The sequence below is a fragment of the Actinomadura rupiterrae genome, from assembly GCF_024172125.1.
Lineage (GTDB): Bacteria > Actinomycetota > Actinomycetes > Streptosporangiales > Streptosporangiaceae > Spirillospora > Spirillospora rupiterrae.
Genome location: NZ_JAMZEA010000005.1, coordinates 817,366 through 834,484 on the forward strand (window position 1 = coordinate 817,366; position 17,119 = coordinate 834,484).

The following is a 17,119-nucleotide window of genomic DNA, read 5'->3' on the forward strand; positions in this document are numbered from 1 at the left end:
GCGCGCGCGGTCCGCCGTGCCGTGCGGACGTCGCCGGACGAGCTGGGGGAGGTTCTCGATGTCGATCCTCGACAAGGTGAAGGAAATGCTCGGCCAGCACGCCGACAGCGCCAAGAGCGCGGTGGACAAGGCCGGGGACAAGATCGACGAGAAGACGGGCGGCAAGTACGCCGACAAGGTCGACAAGGCCCAGGACCGGGCCAAGCAGTACATCGACAAGCCCGAGGGCCAGGGCCAGGAGGGCCGGCAGGCCTCCGGCCAGGGCCAGGACGCCTCGCAGCAGCCCGGGCAGGGCGAGCAGCAGAACCGCCAGGACGGCGCGTCCGGGGCCTGATCCGGCCTGTCGCCGAAAGAACCGCCCTGACCGGCGGCCAAGCCGCCACAAGCGTCACCAGGGCGTCCCAGCACGGTCTGGGACGCCCTAGACGCATGTCCTAGGAGTCGCGGCCCCTACCCCGCGCCCTTGGGGCCCGCGCGGCGGCAGGCCGTGGGCCCGTTACGGGCAGGTGGAGCAGGCGGACGGTTCCTGGGCCGCAGCCGCGGGACGGCCGATCGACGGCATGCCCAGGGAGACGCCCTTGGCGCCCTCGGGCGCGCCCTGGCGGGCCTCCCAGGCGTCCCCCGCGCGCGTGCGGCGGACGGACGAGGACTTGTCGGCCACGAGGTGGTGCGGCGCGGCGTAGGTGACCTCGACGGTCACCATGTCGCCCGGCCGGACGGGCTCGTCCGGCGCGGCGAAGTGGACGAGCCGGTTGTCGGCGGCGCGCCCGGACAGCCGCCGGGTCGCATCGTCCTTGCGGCCCTCGCCCTCGGCCACCAGGACCTCCAGCGTGCGGCCGAGCTGCTTCTTGTTCTCCGCCCAGGAGATCTCCTCCTGGAGCGCGACCAGCCGCTCGTACCGCTCCTGGACGACCTCCTTGGGGATCTGGCCGTCCATCGTCGCGGCCGGGGTCCCGGGCCGCTTGGAGTACTGGAAGGTGAACGCCGAGGCGAACCGGGCCTCGCGGACGACGTGCAGGGTCTGCTCGAAGTCCTCCTCGGTCTCGCCGGGGAAGCCCACGATGATGTCGGTGGTGATCGCCGCGTCCGGCATGGCGGCGCGGACCTTCTCGATGATCCCGAGGTACCGCTCCTGCCGGTAGGACCGGCGCATCGCCTTCAGGACGGAGTCCGAGCCCGACTGCAGCGGCATGTGCAGGGACGGCACGACGTTCGGCGTCTCGGCCATGGCCGCGATCACATCGTCGGTGAAGTCCTTCGGGTGAGGAGAGGTGAACCGGACGCGCTCCAGCCCCTCTACTCCCCCGCACGCGCGCAGGAGACCCGCGAAGGCGCTCTGCCCGCCCTCGGTCATCGCCTTCACCTCGTCCGGGGCGGACGCGAGCGAACCGAAGCCCGAGCCATAGGCGTTCACGTTCTGCCCCAGCAGGGTGACCTCGATGACGCCGTCGGCGACCAGCGCCTCCACTTCGGCGAGGATCTCGCCGGGACGGCGGTCCTTCTCCTTGCCGCGCAGGGACGGGACGATGCAGAACGTGCAGGTGTTGTTGCAGCCCACCGAGATCGACACCCACGCCGCGTACGGGGACTCGCGGCGGGTGGGCAGCGTCGACGGGAAGGTCACCAGGGACTCTTCGATCTCGACCTGCGCCTCGTCCCGGATGCGGGACCGCTCCAGCAGCACCGGCAGCGCGCCGAGGTTGTGCGTGCCGAACACCACGTCCACCCAGGGGGCGCGCTTGACGATGGTGTCGCGGTCCTTCTGCGCGAGGCAGCCGCCGACGGCGATCTGCATGCCGGGATGGCCGTCCTTCACCGGGCGCAGGTGGCCCAGGTTGCCGTACAGGCGGTTGTCGGCGTTCTCCCGGACGGCGCAGGTGTTGAACACCACGACGTCGGGCTCCCCGCCGTCCGCGCGCACGTAGCCGGCGTCCTCCAGCAGCCCGGACAGCCGCTCGGAGTCGTGGACGTTCATCTGGCACCCGTAGGTACGGATCTCGTACGTGCGGGGACCGGTCTCTGTAGGCGCACTCATGACCGTTCCAGGGTAGTCGGCCGGGCGGGGCGCGCGGCGCCGGCGGGGATGATCACGGTCCGGTCACCGGCCGGTCGCGTTACGGCCGACACACCGGGCCCCACCAGCAACGACGATCATCGCGGGAACCCGTCATCCACGCGGTTACGTGGGCATTCGTGACCGGATCGGTACCGCCACCGGGCTTCCCCGTCGATAAGAGTCACGTAAAGTCCGGGCTCATGGTGGACATCGGCAAGGGAGCTGGTGACGCGGGGAGCTCTGACGACCTGCCCCTCGTCGTGCTCGAAAGCGTCAACAAGCACTTCGGCGAACTGCACGTTCTGAAGGACATCGACCTCTCCGTGAACCGGGGCGAGGTCGTGGTCATCATCGGCCCGTCCGGCGGCGGCAAGTCGACCCTGTGCCGGTCGATCAACCGCCTGGAGCCGATCGACGGCGGGACGATCCGCATCGACGGCAAGAAGCTCCCGGAGGAGGGCCGCGACCTGGCCCGGCTCCGCGCCGACGTCGGCATGGTCTTCCAGTCCTTCAACCTGTTCGCCCACAAGACGATCCTGGAGAACGTCACGCTCGGGCCGATGAAGGTCCGCAAGGTGGGCAAGGCCGAGGCCGAGAAGCACGCGATGGAGCTGCTGGAGCGGGTCGGCATCGGCACCCAGGCCGGCAAGTACCCGGCCCAGCTGTCCGGCGGCCAGCAGCAGCGCGCGGCGATCGCCCGCGCGCTGGCGATGCGGCCGAAGGTGATGCTGTTCGACGAGCCGACCTCCGCGCTGGACCCCGAGATGGTCAAGGAGGTCCTGGACGTCATGACCGACCTGGCCCAGGAGGGCATGACCATGATCGTGGTCACCCACGAGATGGGCTTCGCCCGCCGCGCGGCGCAGAAGGTCGTGTTCATGGCGGACGGCCAGATCGTCGAGGAGAGCACTCCGGACGAGTTCTTCACCAACGCGCGCACCGACCGCGCCAAGGACTTCCTGTCCAAGATCCTCACCCACTGATTCAGGCCTTTGGAGCGGGGGAATCACCCGCTCGGGCCGTCAGGCAACCGCAACCAAAAGGGGACAGAAATGCGCGTACGCAAGTACGGGGTGGCGCTGGCGGTCGTGGCCGCGGCGTCGATGGCCATGTCCGGATGTAGCGCCAAGAAAGAGTCGACGGTCGACGGGAAGAAGACCCTCGTCGTCGGCGTGAAGTCCGACCAGCCGGGCCTCGGCCTGCGTTCCGGCAGCGGCTTCGAGGGCTTCGACGTGGACGTGGCGAACTACATCGCCAAGAAGCTCGGCGCGAAGAAGGTCGAGTTCAAGGAGGCGCGCTCCGCCAACCGCGAGACCTTCCTCCAGAACGGCACCGTCGACATGGTCGTCGCGACCTACTCGATCACCGCCGCCCGGCTGCCCAAGGTGACCTTCGGCGGCCCCTACATCGTCACCCACCAGGACATCATGGTCCGGGCCAACGACACCTCGATCAAGAGCCTGGGCGACCTGAAGGGCAAGAAGCTCTGCGCCGTCCAGGGGTCCAACTCCTGGAAGAACATCACCGACGGCACCAACAAGCAGAACCTCAAGGTCGACGCCAAGACCGTCCCGGTGCAGGGCTACGAGGAGTGCGTCACCAAGCTGAAGAGCGGCTCGGTCGACGCGGTCTCCACGGATGCGACCATCCTCGCCGGGTACGCCGGGCGTGACGCGGGCTCCTTCAAGGTCGTGAACGCGCCGTTCACCGACGAGAAGTACGGCGTCGGCCTCAAGAAGGGCGACAAGAAGGGCTGCGAGGCCGTCAACAACGCGATCTCCGACGCGTACAAGGACGGCTCCATGAAGCAGTACTGGGACAAGTGGTTCGGCAAGAGCGGCCTGCCGTTCGACGCCACCGTGCCGGCCGCCCAGGGTTGCAGCTGACCGGTTGCGGCTGGCCTACGACCCTCCGACCGACCGGGGCCGTCTCTCTCCTGAGAGACGGCCCCGGTCAGGAGATGACGCGCGATGAACTGGGACGTACTTCTCGACTTCAGCCCGTTCTCCAAAAACTGGGACGCGGTTCTCCAGTCGTTCTGGGCGACGATCAAGCTGTCGCTCATGACGGGGATCCTGTCACTGGCGCTGGGGACGCTGCTCGTTTCCATGCGGGTCTCCCCCACGCCGGTGCTGCGTGCGTTCGGGACGTTCTATGTGAACACCTTCCGGAACACGCCGCTGACCCTGATCCTGCTCTTCGCGAGCTTCGGAGTCGGTGACACCCTCGGGCTGAACAAGGTGCTCAACACCTACTGGCTGGCCGTGTTCGGCATGTCCGCCTACACCGCCGCATTCGTCTGCGAGGCGCTGCGCTCCGGGATCAACACCGTTCCGCTCGGGCAGGCCGAGGCGGCGCGGGCGATCGGGCTCACCTTCACCCAGTCCCTGCGAATGATCATCCTGCCGCAGGCGTTCCGCTCGTCGGTGGCGCCGCTCGGCAGCGTGCTCATCGCGATGATGAAGAACACCACGGTCGCGCTGGTGGCGGGATATGTGGAGATGGCGGCGCAGATGAAGCAGATGTTCGAAGAGGACGGGGCGACGCTGCCCATCTTCCTGGGCTTCGCGGTGGGATTCATGGTGCTGACACTGCCCTCGGGACTTCTGGTCTCCTGGCTGAGCAAGCGGCTGGCGGTGGCCCGGTGACGACGACCGCTCCCGAGTCCACTGCCCGCGTGTCCCGCCGGACCCGCCGGAAGGCCGATGCCTCGGTCCTGTTCGACGCACCGGGGCCGAGGGCGAGATTCCGCAACAACATCGTCACCGGCATCGCCGTCCTGGTCTTTCTGGCGCTGCTGTACGTGGTGCTGCGGCGCTTCGACGACAAGGGCCAGTTCGAAGGGAAGCTCTGGAAGCCCTTCGTCAAGGTCGAGACCTGGACCGACTACATCATCCCCGGCCTCGGCGGCACGCTGAAGGCCGCCGCCCTCGCGGCCGTGCTGGCGCTGCTCTTCGGCGTCTTCTTCGGGCTCGGACGCATGTCGGACCACGTCTGGGTGCGGGTCCCCTGCGCCGCGGTCGTCGAGTTCTTCCGCGCCATCCCGCTGCTCCTGCTGATCTTCTTCATCTTCCAGGGCCCTGCCACCATCGCCAACGGGCTCGGTCGTGAGGCGCCGCACATCTCGGAGTTCACAGCGGTCGTCGGCGGCCTGATGCTCTACAACGGCTCCGTGCTGGCGGAGATCTTCCGGTCGGGCATCCAGTCGCTGCCACGCGGCCAGTCCGAGGCCGCCTACGCGCTCGGCCTGCGCAAGAGCGGCGTCATGCGGCTGATCCTCGTCCCGCAGGCCGTGACGGTGATGCTGCCCGCGATCATCAGCCAGCTCGTGGTCCTGCTGAAGGACTCGGCCCTCGGCTACATCATCGCCTACGACGAACTGCTCAACGAGGGCCTGCGCGCCCTCCCGGGCAAGTACGGCAACCTCATCCCTGCCGCCATCGTCATCGCGGTGATCTACATCCTGATGAATCTCGCCCTGGGTCGGCTGGCGACCTACCTGGAGGGCCGCTCGCGCCGAAGCAAGAAGTCGGCCGGCGCACGCCTCGCCCCGGACGCACCGTCCACTCCTGGGATGGGAATGGACCAGGGGCCCGCCGCCAACTGATCCGGCGAACGCCGGGTCGCACACCGGCGCGATGTCGCCACCGAAGGGCGTTCCCGGGAATCCGGGGGCGCCCTTCGGGGTTTTCGGGGGCATGCGCGAGGTGGACGTGGCGGTCGTCGGGGCCGGGCAGGCGGGGTTGTCGGCCGGGTACCAGCTGCGGCGGGACGGGTTGGACTTCGTGATGTTCGACCACTCGCCACGGCCGGGCGGGGCGTGGCAGTACCGGTGGCCGACGTTGACCCTAGGGAAGGCGCACCGGATCGCCGATCTGCCTGGTATGCCGTTGGGGACGCCAGATCCGGCGCGTCCGGCGTCTGACGTCGTGTCGGAGTACTTCGACAAGTACGAGCGCGAGTTCGGGTTGGACGTGCGTAGGCCGGTGGACGTGTCTTCTGTGCGGAACCTGCCGGACGGACGGTTGCAGGTAGCGACGTCCGAGGGCGAGTACGCGGTCCGGTACCTGATCAACGCGTCCGGGACGTGGGAGAAGCCGTTCTGGCCGCGATATGCCGGGATGGAGACGTTCCGGGGCCGCCACCTGCACACGCACGACTACCGGGGGCCGGACGGGTTCGCCCGGAAGCGGGTCGTGGTCGTCGGCGGCGGGGCGTCCGGGGTGCAGGCGCTCCTGGAGATCGCTGAGGTGGCCGCTGAGACGCGCTGGGTGACCCGGCGTGCCCCGGAGTGGGTCGAGGGGCCGTTCGGCGAGGAGCTGGGACGTGCGGCCGTCGCGAGGGTCGACGAGCGGGTCCGGCGCGGGCTGCCGCCCGGGAGCGTCGTTTCGGTCACCGGGCTCATGCTGACGGACGAGGTGAAGGCGGCGCGGGCCTCCGGGGTGCTGCATCGGCTGCCGATGTTCGAGCGCGTCACGCCGTCCGGGGTGGTCTGGGCGGACGGGACGGCCTTCGACGCCGATGTCATCCTGTGGGCGACGGGGTTCCGGGCGTCGCTGGCGCATCTGGCCCCGCTGGGGCTGCGCGGGCCGGGCGGCGGCATCGTCATGGACGGCACCCAGGTCGCGGACGATCCGCGCGTCCACCTTCTGGGATACGGGCCGTCCGCAAGCACGATCGGCGCGAACCGGGCAGGGCGGTCCGCCGCCCGAGCCGTCCGCCGAGCCCTGCGGGACCCGGTCGGAGGCGGACGGACTGGCGCAAACCGGGGCGAAGAACGTCCGGAAACTCCCGGTCGCTCCGGGAGGACGGAGATCTTCCCGGCCGCCTGAGATCTCCCCGCTGAGCGGCTCGTATCTTTCCGGCGGCAACTGCCCCGTCATGGCCCCAACCGATCCCCCGATGCGGGACGATTCGCATATGACCGCTCGTGCGACCCTCCCCTACGGCTCCTGGCCCTCTCCGATCTCCGCCGCCGACGTCGCCCGCGCGCGCCTGCGGATCGGGTTCCCCACCGTGGCGGGCGACGACGTGTGGTGGCAGGAGACCCGGCCCGAGGAGGGTGGCCGGACGACGGTCGTCCACCTCGCCGGGGGCCACCGCGCCGAGCTGCTCCAGGCCCCCTTCGACGCCCGAACGCGCGTGCACGAGTACGGCGGGCGGTCGTACCTGCCGGTGCCGTCCGGCGGCGGTCACGCGATCGTGTTCTCCAACTACGAGGACCAGCGGCTCTACCTGTTCGACCCGGCCGACGTGGAGGAGCCGAAGCCGCGCCCGCTGACGCCGGAGCCGGCCGAGCCGGGCGGGCTGCGCTACGCCGACTACGTGCTCTCCCCCGACGGGACCCAGATCTGGTGCGTCTGCGAGGGCCACACCCCGGACGGCATCCGGCGCGCGATCGTCGGAGTCCCGCTGGACGGGACGGCCGCTGAAGACGCTTCCGCTATCCACGAGCTGGTCACCGGGGCCGATTTCTACGCCTCGCCTACACCGTCCCCCGGGGGCGGGCATCTGGCGTGGGTGCAGTGGAGCCACCCGCGTATGCCGTGGGACGGTACGGAGCTGCGCGTAGCCGCCCTTGAGGACGGCGAGGTCGTCGCACCGCGCACCGTCAAGGGCGGCCTGACCGAATCGGCGCTCGCGCCGCTGTGGGCGAACGACGAGACCCTTTACGTCATCTCCGACTGGCCCGGCTGGTGGAACATCTACCAGGTCGGCCTGCACGGCGAGTCGCCCCAGGCGCTTTACCCGGCCGAGGAAGAGTTCGCTGCGCCGCTATGGACGCTCGGCGGGAAGCCTTACGCGCTCCTGGAGGACGGGCGGCTGGCCGTCCTGCATGGCGAGGGCGACCAGCGGCTCGGCATCTACGACCCGGAGACGCTGGAGCTCACCGATCTCGATCTCCCCTACACCGACTGGCGTCCGGCGCTGTCGGTGTCCGGGTCCACGGTGCTCGGCATCGCGGGCGCGCCCGAGGTGCCGACCTCGGTCGTGAAGGTGGACATCGCGACGGGCAGGGCCGAGAGCCTCCGCCGCGAGCTGGCCGAGCCGCCGAACGCCGCCTACCTGTCGCTGCCGCGCGCCGAGCGCCTGGACGGCAAGTTCGGGCGGGTGGTGCACGCGCTGGTGTTCCCGCCGTCCAACCCCGAGGCCGAGGGCCCGGCCGGCGAGAAGCCGCCGTTCGTGGTGTTCGTGCACGGCGGACCGACCGGACGCGCGTCCAGCACGCTGGACCTGGAGCGGGCGTACTTCACCAGCCGCGGCATCGGCGTCATCGAGGTCAACTACGGCGGTTCGGCCGGTTACGGGCGCGCCTACCGGGAGCGGCTGCGCCGCCAGTGGGGTGTCGTGGACGTCGAGGACGCCGTCGCCGCCGCGCAGGCCCTCATCGACCGCGGCATCGCCGCCCCGAAGCGGATGGCGATCCGCGGCGGCAGCGCGGGCGGCTGGACGACCCTCGCCTCGGTCACCACCACCGACCTGTTCGCCGCCGGGACGTCCTACTTCGGCATCAGCGACCTGGCGTCGTTCGCCGCCGCCACGCACGACTTCGAGTCGCACTACCTGTTCGGGCTGATCGGGCCCCTGCCCGGATTCGAGCGCGCGTACGAGGAGCGGTCGCCGCTCGGGCACGCCGACAAGGCGTCCTGCCCGGTGCTGCTGCTCCAGGGCCTGGACGACCCGATCGTCCCCGCCGACCAGTCCGCCCGGTTCGCCGAGGCGCTGGCCGAGCGGAAGGTGCCGCACGCCTACCTGACGTTCGAGGGCGAGTCGCACGGCTTCCGGCGCGCCGAGACGGTCATCAAGTGCCTGGAGTCCGAGCTGGCCTTCTATGGGGCGACCCTCGGTTTCGAGCCGCACGGCGTCCCGCCCATTGAGCTCGACTAGGCTGTGTTTCAAAGTCCCGGCCCACTGCGCTCGCCTAGCGGCTCGCTCCGTGACCGTGCCTGGGCGAACGCGGCATCGCTTCGCGATCAGCGCGGTGCCGCTCGCCTCCGGCGTCGCGGCACCGCGCTGGTCACGCGTTCGCGCGCGTGGCCGAGGCCACTTCGAAACAGGCCCTAGACGTTTTCCGAAATACGAAACTGCGGCGCGCCCGAGGGCGCGCCGCAGTTTTCTGTGGTTTTCGCTCAGGCGCGGGCGTCGGCCGCCTTGCGGAGGTTGTAGACGTCGCCGTCGAAGTACGGCGAGTAGGACCGCCAGGAGACGCTGCCGCCTTCCTGGTAGCCGCCGATGACGCCGTTGACGTATCCGGTGTGGGACCGGCTGTTGTACCAGAGCAGCCACGGGCTGCCGCTGGTGCCGCCGTAGAAGCCGGTGCAGTCCATGCGGACCTGGTACTTCCACTGCCGGGCGGTGTGGGTCTTGCAGTAGATCGGGCGGTTGCTGCGGCTGGGGTAGCCCGCGACGTTCACCCAGTTGCTCATGCCCTGGTTGATGGCGAGCTTGTTGTAGCCGACGACCTGCTCGATCTTGCGGCCGCCGCGCGGCCACACGCCGATGAACCCGTAGTCGAGGTCCGGGTCGCTGTTGGACGCCCAGCGCCGGTCGACCACCAGCGTCTTCGCCGTCCAGATGCCGTAGGGGCGCTTGCCGCTGTCGAACTTCGGCACGAACGCGACGTTCTTGGCGTAGCCGCCGCCGCGTCCGCCGTGGATGCAGTGCGCCGCGGTGAGCAGCAGGCTCTGCGAGTAGCTGTGGATGACGCTGGCCGTGCAGTAGTGGTTGCCGTTCCCGTTGTTGAAGAACACCGCGCCGAGCGTGGGGATGCCGCCGAACGTGCTGGACTTCGGCACGCTCTGCGCCGTCACGCTCCGCTCGCCCATCTGCGGCCCCACCGCCGAGGGCGCCGTCGGCGCGGCCGCCTTCGGGCCGCCCACCGGGGTAGCCGATGCGAGCCGCTGCGGCGTCCAGTACTTCTCGGCGTCCTGGGCGTCCACCGAGCTGATCTGGAGGCTGGCGGACGTGTCCGCCACCGTGTGCGACTTCGCGTGCCCCTGGCTGATCAGCACCCCGCCCGCGGTGACCGCTGTGACGCCCGTGACCGCAACGACCGCATAGGTAACCCGCATCCGACCCTTTCGCATTCGCCCGAAAATACCGACTCTTCCGTCACGCCACAACGCGAATGATCACTCTGGTCCGAAACTTGGCCGGTGGATCATGATCGTCCGGACGGGAGGACCCGGGATAGACCCGCTGTATGCCGTCATTTGGGGCGCTCCCTCAACGGACGCCCTCCCCGGCGCGGACGGAACGTCCGAAACCCGCTGCGAGCACGGCTCCCGCTGCCGCTCAGGGGTCCGGACGCCCCGGACCGGACCCCTGAGCGGACTGAGTCAGCGGGCGAACTCAGTAGCGCGGGACTCGCGGACGACCGTCACCCGGATCTGGCCGGGATAGGTCAGTTCGTCCTCCACCTGCTTGGCGATGTCGCGCGCGATCACCTGGGCCTGGATGTCGTCCACCGTGTCCGGCCGCACCATCACCCGGATCTCGCGGCCCGCCTGCATGGCGAACACCTTCTCCACGCCCTCGTGCTTCTCCCGGGCGATCTGCTCCAGCCGCTCCAGCCGCTTGACGTACGCCTCCAGCGACTCGCGGCGGGCGCCCGGGCGGCTGCCGCTGATCGCGTCCGCCGCCTGCGTGATGACCGCCTCGACCGTCCGCACCTCGACCTCGTTGTGGTGCGCCTCGATCGCGTGCACGACGTCCTCGTGCTCGCCGTAGCGGCGGGCGATCTCCGCGCCGATCAGCGCGTGGCTGCCCTCCACCTCGTGCGTCAGCGCCTTGCCGATGTCGTGCAGCAGCGTGCCGCGCTTCACCAGGTCCGCCGGGAGCCGCAGCTCGTGCGCCATGATCCCGGCGATGTGCGCCGACTCCACCAGGTGCTTCAGCACGTTCTGCCCGTAGGACGTGCGGTACCGCAACTGCCCGAGCAGCGCGATCAGCTCCGGGTGCATCTCGGTCACGCCCAGCTCGACGAGCGCGTCCTCGCCGGACCGCACGCACAGCTGCTCCACGTCGGCCTTGCTGCGCTCGTACACCTCCTCGATGCGGGACGGGTGGATCCGGCCGTCCAGCACCAGCTTCTCCAGCGTCAGCCGCGCCACCTCCCGGCGCACCGGGTCGAAGCAGCTCAGCAGCACCGCCTCGGGCGTGTCGTCGATGATCAGGTTGACCCCGGTGGTGGACTCGAAGGCGCGGATGTTGCGGCCCTCGCGGCCGATGATCCGGCCCTTCATCTCGTCCCCGGGCAGGTGCAGGACGCTGACCACCGACTCGGCCGTCTGCTCGCTCGCGACCCGCTGGATGGCCAGCGTGACGATCTTGCGGGCGCGCTTGTCGCCCTCCGCCCGGGCGGAGTTCTCGATCTCCCGGGTGATCGGGACGGCCTCCCGCTTGGCCTGGTTCTCGATCGCCGCGACCAGCTCCGCCTTGGCCTGCTCGGCGGTCAGCCCGGCCGCCTGCTCCAGGACGGCGCGGCGCTCGTCGTCCAGCTTCGCCAGCTCCTGCTTGCGGGCCTCCAGGGCCTTCTTGGTCTCGTTCAGGCGGCCGGACCACTCCTCCAGGCGGCGCACCTCGCCGTCCAGGCGCTGCTCGCGCTCGGCCAGGCGGGACTCGCGGCGCTCCAGGTCCTCGCGGAGCGTCCGGAGGTCCTCGCGCAGCTCCCTGGCCTCCTCCTCCAGCTCGGCGCGGGCCGCGCCGGCGTGCTTCTCCGCCTGCTTCTCGGCCTTGGCGAGGATGTCGCGCGCGTCGTCCCGGGCCGTCCGGCGGATCTCGTCCGCCTCGTCCCGCGCGGTGCGGCGGATCTCCTCCGCGCCGTCCCGGGCCCGCTCGGTCTCCTCCGGGTCGGGCCGCCCGGGGGCCGGACCGCCGCCGCCCGGCCGCCGCAACACCACGATCACCAGCGCGACCAGGGCCACCAGCAGCGCCGCGCCGGTCAGCGCCGTACCCATCAGCGCCTCCTCGCGGACGAGACCGGACGGTTGGCCGCAACGCCCCGCCCGCCCCTCATCGCCGGCCTCCGCGTTCCGCGTCTGTCCGCACGCCGGCCACGTCCACCGAGCTGCACCCGGCCGCGTCCACCGGGCTGCTTCCGGTCTCGTCCGCCGGGCTGCACACGGCCGCGTCCGCCGGGCTGCTCCGCCCGGGGACGCGTCGCCGGTCCACGACTATCGACAAACCCACGGCACGCATAATGATCACCGCTATCTGGTCGGGAAGCACCGACACCCCGCCGCCGTCCGGTGCCGGGCAGGGCCGCGGCACGGGTGGCGTCGGGGTGCGCAAGGGGGAAAGCGGCAGGACGGCGACCCGTCCGGCCGCGGGAGAGGGTCCGTCCGGACGGCCGTTCAGGCGACCGGCCGGCGGGCAGGCGAGGCGGCGTCCATCCGCGCGGGCGGGCGGACGGACGGTCCGCATGGCCACTCGCGGGTGGAGTCACGAGGCCGAATCCTTCCTCGCCCGCGGGCCCCTGACGGGGTTCTGGAGCCCTGCCTCGCGAGGACCTACCCGCACCCGGGCGGACCGTCGGGTACACGACAACGCCCAGCCGCCGCCGGTGGCGGCGCCGGGCCGGCCGATCCCGTTCCGGACCGGTTCCGGTCGCTCCCCCTCCTGCCTCTCGCCTGCTAGAACGTGCTCAGTCGTATGGCAATCCGCTGGTGCGCGGAGTAACTCCTCACTGCCGTAACGGTAAGCGGCATCCAGGTAATGAGCAAGGAAACCCGGGGCATTCCGGACACGCGTCGCCAGTCCCCTACCGACGCCCGCCCGCTCACCTGGCGCGACACGGAGGGCACCGGACCGGCCCGGACCTCCCCCGGCGTGTCGCGTCCGAGGTCAGTGGCTGAGGCCGCGCTCGCCCATGTCGATGTCCCACGCGTCCGCGAGGACGATGTCGATCTCGGCGTTCTCGAAGGCGCTCTTCCCGTACCTGCGGTACGCGTCCTCCAGCGACTCGGCCTCGACGTTGTCGTAGTACGTCCGGCCGTCCGCGGTGCGCGTCCGCTTCGAGTAGATCTTCAGCTCTTTCGGGGCGTCCTGCGGTGTTTCATCGCTCATCGCCTCAAACTAGCGCGAGTCGTCCGCCAGCAGCAGCCGGAGCGCGCGCAGGAACCACTCGGCCTCCGCGCCCCCGAGCGGGGCGAGGAACTCGCGCTCCATGCGGCGGCGGGCGTCCTCGGCGCGGCGCAGCAGGTCCTCGCCGCGCTCGGTCAGCGCGACGACGTTCTTGCGCCGGTCGAGCTCGCTGCGGCGGCGCTCGACCAGCCCGTCCCGTTCGAGCCGGTCCACCAGCGCGACCATGGTCGTCCGGTCGACGCCGAGCTTGCCCGCGCCCTCCAGCTGCGAGATCGGCCGGTCCTCGCCGAGCACCGCGAGGACGGCGAGCTCCCGGCCGCTCACGCCGAACGGCTCCAGCGCCCGCGCGGACTCTTCGGCGAGCCGCGCCTGGACGTGTTTCAGCAGGTAGCCGAGGCGTTGGGTGAGCACGTCCCCGGTTGCCCGCGATCCCGATTCCGCCATGCCCGAAAATCTACCTCGCGACAGATCGTCAGATCGACTGACGATCAGCTAGTCTGACGCTCCCCTTCCGATCCAGGAGCACGCGCCCATGACCGAGATCAGGTTCGGCCTCAAGACCAGCCCGGCCCACGTCGGATACGACGACATCCTGCGCGTCTGGGAGGAGGCGGACGACATCCCCGAGATCGCCGACTGCTGGCTCTGGGACCACCTGCTCCCCCCCGCCGGCCCGCGCGACGGCGCGGCCTTCGAGGGCTGGACGCTGCTGTCCGCCCTGGCCGCCCGCACCGAACGCGTCGGGCTCGGCATGCTGGTCACCAACAACCGGATGCGGCGGCCGGCCGTCCTCGGCAAGATCGCCACGACCGTGGACGTCATCTCCGGCGGGCGGCTCATCATGGGCCTCGGCGTCGGCGGCACCCACCAACCGGACGGCGCGGGCGGCGTCGCGGGCCCCAACCCGGCCCTCGCCGAGTACGCCGCCTACGGCCTCCCCCTGGTATCCCCCGGCGAGGGCGTCTCCCGCCTCGCCGAGACCATCGACATCCTCAAGCGCATGTGGACCGAGGACGTCTTCGACTTCGACGGCCCGCACACCACCCTGCGCGGCACCCGCAACAACCCGCGTCCGGTCCGCCCGTCCGGCCCGCCGCTCCTCATCGGCGGCTGGGGCGACCGCGTCCTCGGCCTCGTCGCCGCGCACGCCGACATCTGGAACATTCCGGGCCCGCCACACAACCCGGTCTCCCACATCGCCGAGCGCGCCCGCGTCCTCGACGCCCATTGCGCCGCCATCGGCCGCGACCCCGCCGAGATCACCCGCTCAACGCAGATCCTCGTCTCCTACGACGACCTCCCCGCCGCCCGAGCCACCGTCCGCGCCCTCATCGACATCGGCGTCACCCACATCGTCCTGGGCCTTCGCACCCCCTACCCCCCGAACGCCGCCACCCTCCTAACCAAGCAAGTAATCCACCCCACCCAAACCCCCTAACCCCACCGCCCTAAGCACAATCACCCACGAAGCCCACCCTGCAAACGCAAGCGTGCGGGTACAGAGCGCCTCGCGCGACGCCGCGCACAGAGCGCGGCGCGGCACCCGCATGCGGGAAAAAGCGCGCCACACCCCACCCGGCAGGATGAGCACGCCCGACCCGCGGAGCACAGCACGCCACGCGGGCGGGCGCACCACGCGCCGGCTCATGCGAAGCCCAGCACACAGGCTCGGCAAGCACGAGCAAGGCATACGCGTGCGCGGCGCATGGCATACGCGTGGCATACGCGTGCGCGACGCGTGGCATACGCGTGCGCGACGCCGATAAAGCGCGTGCGCGAAGTGCGGCATACGCATGGGCTAGGGCGCGGCGTACGCATGGGCTAGGTGGGCGCGACGCGGCATCACGCGCGGCGCGCGCATGCCCAGCGCAGCGGGCAAGTCCGGGGGCGAAGCCCAGCGTGTGCACGTCCGCGCGGGCTGTGCGTGCGGGGCGCAGGTGGCTAGGCTGTGTTTCAAAGTCCCGGTCTACTGCGCTCGCCTAGCGGCGCGTTTACGCAGTCCCGGCCCACTCCGCTCGCCTAGCGGCGCGTTTACGCAGTCCCGGCCCACTCCGCTCGCCTAGCGGCTCGCTACGTGACCGTGCCTGGGCGAACGCGGCATCGCTTCGCGATCAACCCGGCTTCGCTCGCCTTCGGCTTCGCTCCGCCGGGTTGGTCACGCGTTCGCGCGCATGGCCGAGACCACTTCGAAACGGGCCCTAGTCGAGGGTCCAGGGTTCGGGGAAGTCTTCGGTGGTTTCGCCTTCGGTTTCCAGGGCGTCTTTCACTACTCGGTAGGCGAGGCCTGCGGGGTAGCCCTTGCGGGCGAGCATGCCGACCAGTCTGCGGACGCGTTTGGTGCGCTCGACGCCGCGGGTCGAGCGCAGCTTGCGCATGACGAGCTCCCGGGCGCGGCGCTCCTCCTGCTCGGAGTCCAGCGACTCGACGGCCTCGCTCACGATCTCGTTGTCCACGCCGCGCTGCCGCAGCTCGGCCGCGAGCGCCCGCCGCCCCAGGCCCCGGCCGGCGTGCCGCGACTGCACCCACGCCTGCGCGAACGCCTCGTCATCGATCAGGCCGACGTCCGTGAACCGTCCGAGCACCCGCTGCGCGACGTCGTCCGGAATCTCCTTGCGCCGCAGCGCCTCCTCCAGCTGGGCGCGGGTGCGCGGCGAGCCCGTCAGCATCCGGAGGCAGATCTCCCTCGCCCGCGCCTCCGGGTCGCCGCCCTGCTCGCGCTCGGACGCGTCCTCCCCCTCCGAGCGCCGCCGCGTCCCCTTGCTCCCTCGACGCTCCCCCGACGCGCCCTTCTCACCCCAGGACGCACCAGAACCACCGAACGCCTTCTTGGTGCCCTTCTTCCCCGAAGCCCGCCGATCACGAGCCCCTCGCCCGCCGGCCTCCGCCGCAGCGCCCTCCGCACCCGATTCGGCATCCGGGCGTGAACCAGTGCCAGCGCTCCGTTCGCCCAGCTCGTCCTCACGGCGCGGCCCGTCCTCACGGCGCGATGCGTCCTCGCCCCGCGGATCGCCCTCGCGCCGCGAATCGGTCCGGCGACCCGGGGCTGCCTCGCGGCGCGGTCCGCCCTCGCCCCGTGGATCGGCCTCGCGCCGCGGGTCGGTCCGGCGGCCCGGGGCTGCCTCGCGGCGCGGTTCGCCCTCGCCCCGCGAATCGGCCTCGCCCCGTGGGTCGGCCTCGCGCCGCGGGTCGGTCCGGCGGCCCGGGGCTGCCTCGCCCCGTGGGTCGGCCTCGCCCCGTGGGTCGGCCTCGCCCCGCAGGTCGGCCTCGCCCCGTGGATCGGTCCGGCGGTCCGGGGCTGCCTCGCGGCGTGGTTCGGTGTCGGGAGGTGCGTCAGGGGCGGCGGCGGGACGCGGTGCCGCCTCGCCTGGATGCGCGGACTCGTCAGAGCGCGGGCGTGTGGTGCGTGGGCTGGGTTTGGACGCGGTTGGGCGGGGTGCGCGCGTGGTTTTGGGCCGCGCCTCGGCGGGCGGCTTCAGGGGAGAGCGGGGCGTCTCGTCTTTGGCCGGAGGCGTGGACGGGACGTCCCACTGGACGCCGGACGCCGCGCCCCACGGGGCGGGCGGTGGTTCGCTCGCCTGGTTCCAGGGGGCGGGTGCGGGCTTGCTGGCCTGGTCCCATGGGACGGGCGGGGGCGTGCTTGGCTGGTTCCAGGGCAGGTCGCTGGGATCCGGGCGTGGCGTGGCGACGTTCCAGGGGAGGGCGGCCTTGTCGCCCGCGTTCTGGTCGTCGCTTGCCGGGCCGGACGGCGTCGGTGCGGGAAGCTGCCGGTTCGTCGGCTCGGGGGTGTCCTGGGCGGCCGCGTCGGATGGTGGCGACTCTTCGGCGGCGGAGGTGACGGGCTCGTCGTCCGCTGGACGGCCCCAAGGGCTCTCGGACGGGGTGGGCCACGGTGGGGTGGTCATGCGCGGCCCTCGGGGACGGCGGCGCCGATGGGGAAGGTCCGCCCACCGGTGGACCGGTGAACGTGGGGGCGCCGCC

The 17,119-nt window shown here is 71.2% G+C and carries 14 protein-coding genes; 8 read left to right on the forward strand and 6 right to left on the reverse strand.

From position 1 onward, the window contains the following. The first annotated feature begins 58 nt into the window (after positions 1-58). Entirely contained in the window at positions 59-334 is a 276-nt protein-coding gene (locus FHU30_RS20560) for an antitoxin (protein WP_253877926.1), read from the forward strand. Positions 335-496: 162 nt separating this feature from the next. Here FHU30_RS20560 and miaB read toward each other — a convergent pair whose 3' ends face one another. Further along, complete coding sequence (gene miaB, locus FHU30_RS20565; protein WP_253877929.1) at positions 497-2,035, reverse strand: tRNA (N6-isopentenyl adenosine(37)-C2)-methylthiotransferase MiaB; 1,539 nt, start codon at positions 2,033-2,035, stop codon at positions 497-499. Between the two features lie 221 nt (positions 2,036-2,256). Here miaB and FHU30_RS20570 point away from each other — a divergent pair, with 221 nt between their 5' ends. The 6 genes from FHU30_RS20570 (at position 2,257) to FHU30_RS20595 (ending at position 8,944) form a co-directional block, all read left to right on the forward strand. Continuing rightward, the gene (locus FHU30_RS20570; RefSeq protein ID WP_253877931.1) at positions 2,257-3,039 is read left to right on the forward strand and encodes an amino acid ABC transporter ATP-binding protein; all 783 of its coding nucleotides are present in this window, start codon (positions 2,257-2,259) and stop codon (positions 3,037-3,039) included. Positions 3,040-3,108: 69 nt separating this feature from the next. Then, complete coding sequence (locus tag FHU30_RS20575; RefSeq protein WP_253877933.1) at positions 3,109-3,942, forward strand: glutamate ABC transporter substrate-binding protein; 834 nt, start codon at positions 3,109-3,111, stop codon at positions 3,940-3,942. Between the two features lie 84 nt (positions 3,943-4,026). After that, positions 4,027-4,704 carry an amino acid ABC transporter permease gene (locus FHU30_RS20580; protein ID WP_253877935.1) on the forward strand — a complete coding sequence of 226 codons (678 nt, stop codon included), beginning with the start codon at positions 4,027-4,029 and terminating at the stop codon, positions 4,702-4,704. After that, on the forward strand, positions 4,701-5,663 hold the full coding sequence (locus tag FHU30_RS20585; protein WP_253877937.1) for an amino acid ABC transporter permease: 963 nt from the start codon (positions 4,701-4,703) through the stop codon (positions 5,661-5,663). Before FHU30_RS20580 ends, FHU30_RS20585 begins: the two co-directional genes overlap by 4 nt. A gap of 91 nt (positions 5,664-5,754) precedes the next feature. After that, a complete protein-coding gene (locus tag FHU30_RS20590; RefSeq protein ID WP_253877939.1) occupies positions 5,755-6,888 on the forward strand; it encodes an NAD(P)-binding domain-containing protein in 1,134 nt (377 codons plus the stop codon). Between the two features lie 88 nt (positions 6,889-6,976). Next, positions 6,977-8,944: a S9 family peptidase gene (locus tag FHU30_RS20595; RefSeq protein WP_253877941.1), complete on the forward strand. Its 1,968-nt coding sequence runs from the start codon at positions 6,977-6,979 to the stop codon at positions 8,942-8,944. A gap of 242 nt (positions 8,945-9,186) precedes the next feature. On the opposite strand, the gene FHU30_RS20600 is transcribed toward FHU30_RS20595, so the two are convergent. The 4 genes from FHU30_RS20600 to FHU30_RS20615 all read right to left on the reverse strand — a co-directional run bounded on the left by FHU30_RS20600 (position 9,187) and on the right by FHU30_RS20615 (position 13,585). Beyond that, a complete protein-coding gene (locus FHU30_RS20600; RefSeq protein WP_253877943.1) occupies positions 9,187-10,143 on the reverse strand; it encodes a trypsin-like serine peptidase in 957 nt (318 codons plus the stop codon). 252 nt (positions 10,144-10,395) lie between these two features. Then, positions 10,396-12,015 carry a ribonuclease Y gene (gene rny / locus FHU30_RS20605; protein ID WP_253877945.1) on the reverse strand — a complete coding sequence of 540 codons (1,620 nt, stop codon included), beginning with the start codon at positions 12,013-12,015 and terminating at the stop codon, positions 10,396-10,398. Between the two features lie 886 nt (positions 12,016-12,901). Continuing rightward, complete coding sequence (locus tag FHU30_RS20610; protein WP_253877946.1) at positions 12,902-13,123, reverse strand: hypothetical protein; 222 nt, start codon at positions 13,121-13,123, stop codon at positions 12,902-12,904. Between the two features lie 9 nt (positions 13,124-13,132). Then, positions 13,133-13,585 carry a MarR family winged helix-turn-helix transcriptional regulator gene (locus FHU30_RS20615; RefSeq protein ID WP_253877948.1) on the reverse strand — a complete coding sequence of 151 codons (453 nt, stop codon included), beginning with the start codon at positions 13,583-13,585 and terminating at the stop codon, positions 13,133-13,135. Between the two features lie 88 nt (positions 13,586-13,673). Between FHU30_RS20615 and FHU30_RS20620 the strand changes: the two genes are divergently transcribed. After that, positions 13,674-14,579: an LLM class flavin-dependent oxidoreductase gene (locus tag FHU30_RS20620; protein WP_253877950.1), complete on the forward strand. Its 906-nt coding sequence runs from the start codon at positions 13,674-13,676 to the stop codon at positions 14,577-14,579. Positions 14,580-15,339: 760 nt separating this feature from the next. Here the strand turns inward: FHU30_RS20620 and recX are convergent. Beyond that, positions 15,340-17,043: a recombination regulator RecX gene (recX, locus tag FHU30_RS20625; protein ID WP_253877952.1), complete on the reverse strand. Its 1,704-nt coding sequence runs from the start codon at positions 17,041-17,043 to the stop codon at positions 15,340-15,342. Positions 17,044-17,119: the final 76 nt, after the last annotated feature.